The organism is Bacteroidales bacterium (assembly GCA_041671145.1).
Lineage (GTDB): Bacteria > Bacteroidota > Bacteroidia > Bacteroidales > JAHJDW01 > JAQUPB01.
The window spans coordinates 1-9,194 of sequence record JBAZBZ010000062.1; the positions used below are offsets into that span (position 1 = coordinate 1).

Sequence of the window (9,194 nt, forward strand, 5' to 3'; positions counted from 1 at the left end):
TGTAAATACCATGCTCATTGTGGGCTCGTCAACATGAATAAAAGTGAGTCCTTCCGGATTTTCATAATCGGCAATGGTGTCGCCGATTTCAAAACTTTCATTGCAAAGCACGGCGCAAATTTCTCCTGCTTCAACTTCAAATTTCACTTTTTCTTTTGCTAATCCTTCAAATAAATATAATTCCTTAACCATAGATTTGACAACACTTCCATCTTTTTTTACAATAGAAATCTGTTGTCCCATTTTTATTTTTCCGCGTGATATGCGCCCAACGGCAATACGTCCGACATAAGATGAATAATCAAGCGAAGTGATTTGCATTTGCAATGTTCCGGGTTCTTTAACAGGTGGTTTGAAATATTCAATAATTGTATCGAGCAAAAAACTTATATCATTAGCCGGAGTTTTCCAGTCAGCTGCCATCCACCCGAGTTTTGACGAACCGAAAACTGTAGGGAAATTCAATTGCTCCTCGTTTGCGTCCAAACTCATCATCAAATCAAAAACCGCTTCATGTGCTTCATCCGGAGAACAATTGGGTTTGTCAACCTTGTTGATTACAACAATGGATTTTAACCCGCGTTCAATTGCTTTTTCAAGTACAAATCTTGTTTGCGGCATAGGACCTTCGAAAGCATCAACCAACAGCAACACTCCGTCAGCCATATTCAATACACGTTCCACTTCGCCGCCAAAATCGGAATGTCCGGGGGTATCAATAATATTTATTTTAACTCCTTTGTATCTTACCGATACATTTTTAGCTAATATTGTTATTCCTCTTTCACGCTCCAGGTCATTGGAGTCGAGCAATAATTCGCGTACTTCCTGATTATCTCTGAATAATTTCACCTGATGCAATATCCTATCAACTAACGTGGTTTTACCGTGGTCTACATGTGCTATTATTGCTACATTTCTTATTTCCGACATATTTTTTTACTCCTGCTAAATTCAAGCTGCAAATGTAGTACCTTAATTCATTAAAAAAAAATTATCCCTGTATTCAGGGATAAAATAATTCTTTATAAGCACAAGTAAAACTTATTGTTTCTTCTGCATCGTTATTTAAATTTAGTTAGTGCTTTAATTTTTCATATAAAATAAGTTCTGCAATTACTATAATGATGAAAATATAAAAATGAAAAATAGAATTAATAATTTAGCGATTTAAAATAAAAGTAAAAATTTTATAAAAAGCGAAAACAGAAAACTATTTTTTTAAAGCATCAGTAACCATATTGGCGGCATCTTGCAGAAGTATTGCCGACTGTACTTTGAGTCCGGATTTGTCTATAATTTCTTTTGCTTTTTCGGCATTTGTGCCTTGAAGGCGGACAATAATAGGAATTGAAATACTGCCAATATTTTTAAATGCTTCAACAATTCCTTCAGCCACACGGTCGCACCAAACAATACCGCCGAAAATGTTTACGAGTATTGCCTTTACATTTGGGGTTTTTAAAATTATTCTGAAAGCATTCTCAACTCTTTTAGCATCGGCACTTCCACCGACATCAAGAAAGTTTGCAGGTTCACCGCCGGCAAGTTTTATTATGTCCATTGTTGCCATTGCTAAACCGGCACCGTTAACCATGCAGCCAATATTGCCATCAAGCTTAATGTAATTAAGTTTATATTTGCTTGCTTCAACTTCAGTCGGGTCTTCTTCGGAAATATCACGCAATTCAATTAATTCGGGATGACGGAACAATGCGTTATTATCAATACGTACTTTCGCATCGGCTGCCATTATTATATTGTCAGAGGTTTTGAAAAGTGGATTGATTTCAATCAAGCTTGCATCAATTGAAATATAAGCTTTGTAAAGTGCCTTTAAAAATGGTAAAATATTAGCATAAGCAGTGCCATCAAGTTTAAGGTTTGTTCCGATTTTTTCGCACTGCGAATCTTCAAGTCCTGTTTTTGGATTTATTTCTTCGGTGAAAATCAAATCAGGTGTTTTTGAGGCAACTTCTTCAATATCCATTCCTCCTTCGGTTGAATACATTATAATATTTCTCGAAGTTTTTCTGTTCAACAAAATACTTAAATAAAATTCTTTTATATCACTTTTGCCTTTGTAAAAAATATTTTGTTCAATCAAAACCTTGTTTACTTTTTTACCTTCAGGTGTTGTTTGGTGAGTAATGAGTTGCATCCCAATGATTTTCTTTGCATATTCTTTTACTTCATCAAAGCCATTTGCGGGCTTCACTCCGCCGCCTTTACCGCGTCCGCCTGCATGTATTTGCGCCTTGATAACAAATTGTTCTTTTCCTGTAATTGCTTTTATTTTTTTTGCTGCTTCAATTGCTTCATCAACATTGGTTGCAACAAAACCTTCGGGAACAGCAACTCCGAATTTCTTTAAAAGAACTTTTGCCTGATATTCGTGGATATTCATAATAAAGTATCTATTTTATTGACGAAAGAAAAAGTTTCGGTTATTTGTGTGAGAACCGTTTATAAGGGAGTCCTGCGAAGCTGCTGTTGAGACATTACTGAATTTCTTTTTATTAGTATCGAAATATCGTGAAGAAAATATACCAATTCCGTTTGTAATGTTTGTGAATTGCGGTCGTTCCTGTACGATATCGTTGCTTGGTGCGTTAACATCCATGTATGTGGTAAGGTCGTCACTTGCTACAGCAATGATTAAGTCAAGGTGATGAGTGTATTGGTCATGGATTAAATCAGTATTTCTATATTCCTTACCTACACGCCTTGATAAGTTTGAATTAACAGCAACTTTTCCGCCGATATACTGAAGAAAATTACCTGGTATGTAACTTACATCCATGTTTTCTCCTCCGGTTAAATTCGTTGCTCTTACACTACCTATATTCCAATCAATATGTTTTTCAACTGAATCGTTTGGAGGATTATTATTGATTTCAACATACCAGAATCTAAGAATTACTTCATATTTTCTTCCATCTGCTGCACTTTTCCATTTAATGGAGTTTTGTGTGGTTGCGGTAAAACCCATAATTGAAGAAGAAGGAGAAATATCACTTGATAGCATTTTTTTTACAATTACGGCAGAACTGTTTATTATCTTATTCGTTTTTGTATTTTTAATGTAAAGTTTATAAATGCTCTCGCGGTCAATAGCATCGCCTGTTGTAGCTCTTGTATAAAAGCAAAAAAGTTTTTGCTGAGGCGAAGGGAATATGCCGCTTTCTTTGTTATTAATAAGTGTATCATGTAAATTATAAGTTTTTTGTAAAGAGCCGTTTGTCCATTTTTCTATTTTTACTTCCAAAGTTCCATCAGGATAGGTTGTGGAATCGGGGTTTGATGCCATTGTAATTGCATTGCCTTTGCCAAGATAAGCTCTGTTTATTTTTATAAACTGAACGTTGTCATCGGGATTGAGCAATCCATAAACAACAGCGATGTCTTTCCATTTTGCATTTATATCAAAATCTGTCTTGCAGGATATAATATCCAATAAAATTATGCAAGCAATAATTAATATGATTTTTCTCATAAAACTGTAAGCAAAAAATATCAAAGCAAATTTATTGTATTATTTGAATAAAAAGAATAAAAGCATAAATTTTTTTTAGTTTTTTTTATTATTTACTTTTGTAAAAAAATGATAAGCTCATATTATTTATTTTTACTTTTTTACTAAAAAGCCAAATGCAATGCATCAATCAAAAAGTTTAAAAAAAATAACAACCCACGTTTTGCAGGAAATGAAGCTGCAAGATGAAAAGATTTCAATGATTACTGCGTATGATTATTCTTTTGCAAAAATTATTGATGAAGCAGGAATAGATGTGATTTTAGTCGGCGACTCGGCTTCAAATGTAATGGCAGGGCATAAAACAACATTGCCGATTACTTTGAATGAAATGATATATCATGCATCATCCGTAGTGAGAGCGGTTTCAAGAGCTTTGGTTGTTGTGGATTTACCCTTCGGTACATATCAGGGAAATTCATTAGAAGCACTTAGTTCGGCAATAAGAATTATGAAAGAATCGGGTGCTCATGCTGTAAAACTTGAAGGTGGAATAGAAATAAAAGAATCTGTAGAACGCATTATCTCTGCGGGAATTCCTGTTATGGGTCACTTGGGTTTAACACCACAGGCAATTTACAAATTCGGAACTTACATTGTAAGAGCAAAAGAAGAAACTGAAGCTAAGCAGCTTATTGATGATTCCAAGGTGCTTGAGGACTCAGGATGTTTTGCTATAGTTCTTGAAAAAATTCCTGCAAAACTTGCCGCAGAAGTTACAAAAGAAAGAAATATTCCGTTAATAGGAATAGGAGCGGGTGGTGGGGTTGACGGACAAGTGCTGGTTTTACATGATATGCTTGGTATAACTCAGGAATTTTCGCCGCGTTTTTTAAGAAGATATAATAATCTTTATGAAGAAATCAAAGGTTCGGTGGAGTCATATATTAAAGATGTGAAAGCACGCGATTTTCCTAATGAAAGAGAACAGTATTAAATTTAGGATTTAGAATTTGGAAATTAGGATAAAAGATTCAAGGATTTTAACTTCTGTCGATTGTTGGGAAGATTGATAGAATAAATAACGATTAACAATTATTTTTTTTTCGTTTTATTTTAAGTTTTATGTTGGAAATTCTTTACGAAGATAATCATATAATTGCTGTTAACAAAAAGCCATCTGATATTGTTCAGGGAGATAAGACGGGCGACAAGCCGTTAAGCGAATTTGTCAAGGATTACATTAAAACAAAATATAATAAACCCGGAGATGTTTTTATTGGTGTTGTGCATCGTCTCGACCGTCCTGCAAGCGGTGCTGTGCTTTTTGCTCGCACAAGCAAAGCATTATCAAGATTAACAAAGATGTTTCATGACAAGGAAATAAAAAAAACTTACTGGGCTGTAGTTAGAAATAAACCACCCGAACAGCATGGAAGATTGATAGATTTTATAAAAAAATATGAAGAAAAAAATATTTCAAAGGTTTATGCTCAACAGATAGAAGGGGCTGTTCTCGCTGAACTTACTTATGAAGTAATAAAAAATATTGTTGGATATTATTTGCTCGAAATTGATTTGCTCACAGGAAGGCACCATCAAATCAGAGCGCAATTGGCGAATATCGGTTGTCCTATAATTGGTGATAATAAATATGGATACCCGCGTGCAAACAGAGATTACTCAATAAATCTTCACGCAAGAAGCATCGAATTTATTCATCCTGTAAAAAAAGAATTTATTAAAATAATTGCAGAACCGCCGGCTGACGCTATCTGGAAAAAGTTTTGAAATAATTTTAAATTTTTAGTCCGGTTTTTTTTTATCTCATACCTCGTATCTCATACTTCAATAGTAGTTAATAAAATAAAAATTTAATTTAATACTCCCATTTCCAATTGCGGATTTCAGGCATATCATCACCGTGTTTAATTATGTATTGTTTATGTTCAATTAATTTGTCGTGCATTTCCTGTTTCACATGAGCACCAATTTTTTCAAGCTTTGCCACACGGTCAATAACATCAATTACAAGATGAAATCTGTCGAGGTCGTTAAGCACAACCATGTCGAAAGGCGTGGTAGTTGTTCCTTCTTCTTTGTATCCTCTAACATGAATGTTTTTATGATTATTTCTTTTGTATGTTAGGCGATGTATTAATAATGGATAGCCGTGAAATGCAAAAATAACCGGTCTGTCGGTTGTAAAAAGCGAATCAAAATCTTTGTCGGACAAGCCATGTGGGTGCTCGTTCGGAGGTTCAAGAGTCATCAAATCAACAATATTGATAACGCGGATTTTCAACTCCTTGAAATTCCGGCGAAGAATATCAACAGCAGCCAATGTTTCAAGTGTTGGAACATCACCGGCGCAAGCCATTACAACATCAGGTTCGCATACGTGGTCGTTACTTGCCCAATCCCATATTCCTATTCCTTCGGTACAATGTTTTATTGCTGAATCCATATCCAGATACTGCAATTCGGGATGCTTTCCGGCTATTATGACATTTATATAATGTCTGCTTTTCAAACAATGGTCGGTAACGGAAAGCAGCGTATTGGCATCGGGCGGAAGATAAACCCTAACTATTTCAGATTTTTTATTTATAACATGGTCAATAAAACCGGGGTCCTGATGGCTAAATCCATTATGGTCCTGCCTCCAAACGTGCGATGTTAAAAGATAATTTAAAGAAGCTATTGGTCGCCGCCATGGAATATGCCTTGTGGTTTTTAGCCATTTGGCATGTTGATTAAGCATTGAATCAACAATACGAATAAACGCTTCATAGCAAGAGAAGAAGCCATGTCTGCCTGTCAGCAGATAACCTTCTAACCAGCCCTGACAAATATTTTCGCTAAGAACTTCCATTACGCGACCATCATGAGTAATGTGGTCATCTCCGGGTAAAATTTCTGCTGTTGAAACACGGTTTGTTACTTCCAAAACAGCACTAAGACGGTTTGAATTATTTTCATCAGGACTGAATACTCTGAAGTTTTTACTTTCTATATTGAGTTTTACCACATCCCGTAAAAAGTTCCCCATAACACTTGCCGATTCGGCTTTAGTGGTTCCCGGCTTTAAAATGTTTATTGCATAATCACGAAAATCGGGCATTTTAAGGTCTTTGAGAAGTTCTCCGCCATTTGCATGAGGATTTGCACTCATGCGGTATTGCCCTTTCGGAGCAATTTCTGAGAGTTCTGGTTTTAGTTTTCCACTGTCATCAAAAAGCTCTTCGGGTTTATAACTTCGCATCCAGTTTTCGAGTAATTTTAAATGTTCCGGATTGCTTGCCAACTTAGATAAAGGAACCTGATGTGAACGAAATGTTCCTTCTACCTGCAAGTCATCAACTATTTTCGGACCAGTCCATCCTTTTGGTGTGCGCAATATTATCATAGGCCATTTCGGGTGTTCTTTGAAGCCGTTTGCTCTGGCTTCATTTTGAATTGTTTTTATTTCAGAAAAAACTGAATCAAGCGTTATTGCCATGAGTTGATGCATTTTTTCCGGCTCATCACCTTCAACAAAATAAACTTTATGTCCGTATCCTTCGAATAAGCTGGTTAGTTCTTCGCGGCTGATTCTTGCGAGAACAGTGGGGTTGGCAATTTTATAACCATTAAGATGAAGTATCGGCAAGACAGTTCCATCAATAATGGGATTCAGAAATTTATTTGAATGCCAGCTTGTGGCAAGAGCACCTGTTTCGGCTTCTCCGTCTCCTACAACACAGCATGCAATTAAACCGGGATTATCAAAAACTGCTCCGTACGCATGCAAAAGAGAATAGCCAAGTTCTCCACCCTCGTGAATAGAGCCGGGAGTTTCGGGAGCTACATGACTTGGTATTCCTCCCGGAAAAGAAAACTGGGTGAATAATTTTTTCATGCCTTCAATATCCTGTGAGATGTTCGGATAAACTTCGCTGTATGTTCCTTCGAGGTAGGTGTTGGCAACTATGCCTGGTCCGCCGTGTCCGGGTCCGGTAACATAAAGTATGTTTAAATTATTTTTTTTAATTATACGATTTAGATGAACATAAATAAAATTCAAACCGGGAGTGGTTCCCCAATGTCCTAATAGCCGTGGCTTGACATGCTCTATTTTTAACGGTTCTCGCAATAGCGGATTATCTAAAAGATATATTTGTCCTATTGATAAATAATTTGCGGCGTGCCAATACGCATTTATTTTTTTTGCTTCTTCCTTGGAAAGTGGCGGCAATTCCTTAACATCAGTCATAATATTTAAAATTTATTTATTAAATTTTTTTCAAGTTTTAAAACATCTTCTGAAAATTTTCTTATTCCTTCAGCAAGTTTTTCGGTAGCCATAGCATCTTCGTTCAGCATCCAGCGAAACTTTTTTTCATCAAGCTCAATCATTTCAATTTTCATGTCTTTTGCAATTTCGGGATTTAGTTTTCTTTCAAGAGTGCCTTCATTTTGCTCCAATTCATTTAAAAGTTTTGGAGAGATTGTTAACAAGTCGCAACCGGCTAATTCTATTATTTCGCCGGTGTTCCTAAAACTTGCTCCCATAACTTCAGTTTTATAACCATGCTTTTTAAAGTAATTATAAATATTTTTCACAAGCAGTACTCCGGGATCTTCGGATGCTGGAATGTTTTCAACACCATTATTTTTTTTGTGCCAATCGAGAACACGACCGACAAATGGCGAAATAAGCGTTACGCCAGCTTCTGCACAAGCAATTGCCTGAGGCAATGAAAAAAGTAAAGTCAGATTGCAATGTATTCCTTCTTTTTCAAGTACTTTTGCTGCTTTAATTCCTTCCCATGTTGAAGCAATCTTTATTAGTATCCTGCTGTTTTCAATACCTGCATTATTATATAAAGATATAAGTTCTCTGGATTTATTTATTATTCCCTCTGTGTCAAAAGCAAGTCGTGCATCTGTTTCGGTGGAAACTCTTCCGGGAATTATCTTTAATATTTCCAATCCGAAATCCACAGCAACTTTATCTAGAGCTATGGCAAGTTGATTTTCTTTTGTAGCAGATTTACTTTTTGCAAAACTTACTGCTTCATCAATAAGAGAAGAATAAATTTTGTCCTGAGACGCAATCAATATAAGCGATGGATTTGTAGTTGAATCAATAGGTTTGAACTCTTTCATTGATTCAAAATCACCGGTATCGGCAACTACTTTTGTAAATGTTTTAAGCTGTTCAAGAAAGTTCATATAGAAATGTATTAATTATTACTATTATTAAGTTAAGCATAAAATGTCGTAAAAATCGAAGTATGAAAAAACATGAACAATACTTTCAATATGGAATTCCTACTTCTTACCTCATACATCTTTTGTAAAATATCATAACACAATTAACAAAACACTATATTAGAAATAAAAAAAGATTAACTTATTTTTAAATAAGAACAAATGTAATATTTATTTGGTTATTTACAGAGTAAAGAAAAGCATTTTTAATAAATCAAATCATACACACATCTAAAGTGTAAAAATATCTACGCTTTTTTTGTTTTAATCTAATAATTGAATTTACATTTGGATTTCACAGATTGTTTTTCGTATTTCGTATAATATTTTTTATACAGATACAAAAAATAATTTACTTTATATTAACACTAACATCCTAACATTATAAATTAAATTTCAATTGATTACAATTAAGTTCTTTGAAATCTTGTAGATAATAGTCGTCAAACAATTGCTGTATGGG

The 9,194-nt window shown here is 35.0% G+C and carries 7 protein-coding genes; 2 read left to right on the forward strand and 5 right to left on the reverse strand.

What is annotated here, in order from left to right; genetic code table 11:
• The 3 genes from WC223_13345 to WC223_13355 form a co-directional block, all read right to left on the reverse strand.
• Window positions 1-933, reverse strand: a 933-nt coding sequence (locus WC223_13345) for a GTP-binding protein (GenBank protein ID MFA6925224.1), incomplete at its 3' end; no start/stop codon positions are given.
• Between the two features lie 280 nt (window positions 934-1,213).
• Window positions 1,214-2,407, reverse strand: coding sequence for an ADP-forming succinate--CoA ligase subunit beta (gene sucC, locus WC223_13350; protein ID MFA6925225.1), 1,194 nt, complete (start codon window positions 2,405-2,407; stop codon window positions 1,214-1,216).
• Between the two features lie 15 nt (window positions 2,408-2,422).
• The gene (locus WC223_13355) at window positions 2,423-3,496 is read right to left on the reverse strand and encodes a hypothetical protein (GenBank protein MFA6925226.1); all 1,074 of its coding nucleotides are present in this window, start codon (window positions 3,494-3,496) and stop codon (window positions 2,423-2,425) included.
• A gap of 160 nt (window positions 3,497-3,656) precedes the next feature.
• On the opposite strand from WC223_13355, the gene panB reads away from it, so the two are divergent.
• Both panB and WC223_13365 read left to right on the forward strand, forming a co-directional pair.
• Window positions 3,657-4,472 (forward strand): 3-methyl-2-oxobutanoate hydroxymethyltransferase, encoded by an 816-nt coding sequence (gene panB, locus WC223_13360; protein MFA6925227.1) that lies wholly within the window; start codon window positions 3,657-3,659, stop codon window positions 4,470-4,472.
• A 131-nt stretch (window positions 4,473-4,603) separates the two neighbouring features.
• Window positions 4,604-5,266, forward strand: coding sequence for an RluA family pseudouridine synthase (locus tag WC223_13365; protein MFA6925228.1), 663 nt, complete (start codon window positions 4,604-4,606; stop codon window positions 5,264-5,266).
• 88 nt (window positions 5,267-5,354) lie between these two features.
• Here WC223_13365 and WC223_13370 read toward each other — a convergent pair whose 3' ends face one another.
• Window positions 5,355-7,730 (reverse strand): phosphoketolase family protein, encoded by a 2,376-nt coding sequence (locus WC223_13370; protein ID MFA6925229.1) that lies wholly within the window; start codon window positions 7,728-7,730, stop codon window positions 5,355-5,357.
• Window positions 7,731-7,735: 5 nt separating this feature from the next.
• Complete coding sequence (gene tal, locus WC223_13375; GenBank protein ID MFA6925230.1) at window positions 7,736-8,692, reverse strand: transaldolase; 957 nt, start codon at window positions 8,690-8,692, stop codon at window positions 7,736-7,738.
• Between the last annotated feature and the right edge of the window lie 502 nt (window positions 8,693-9,194).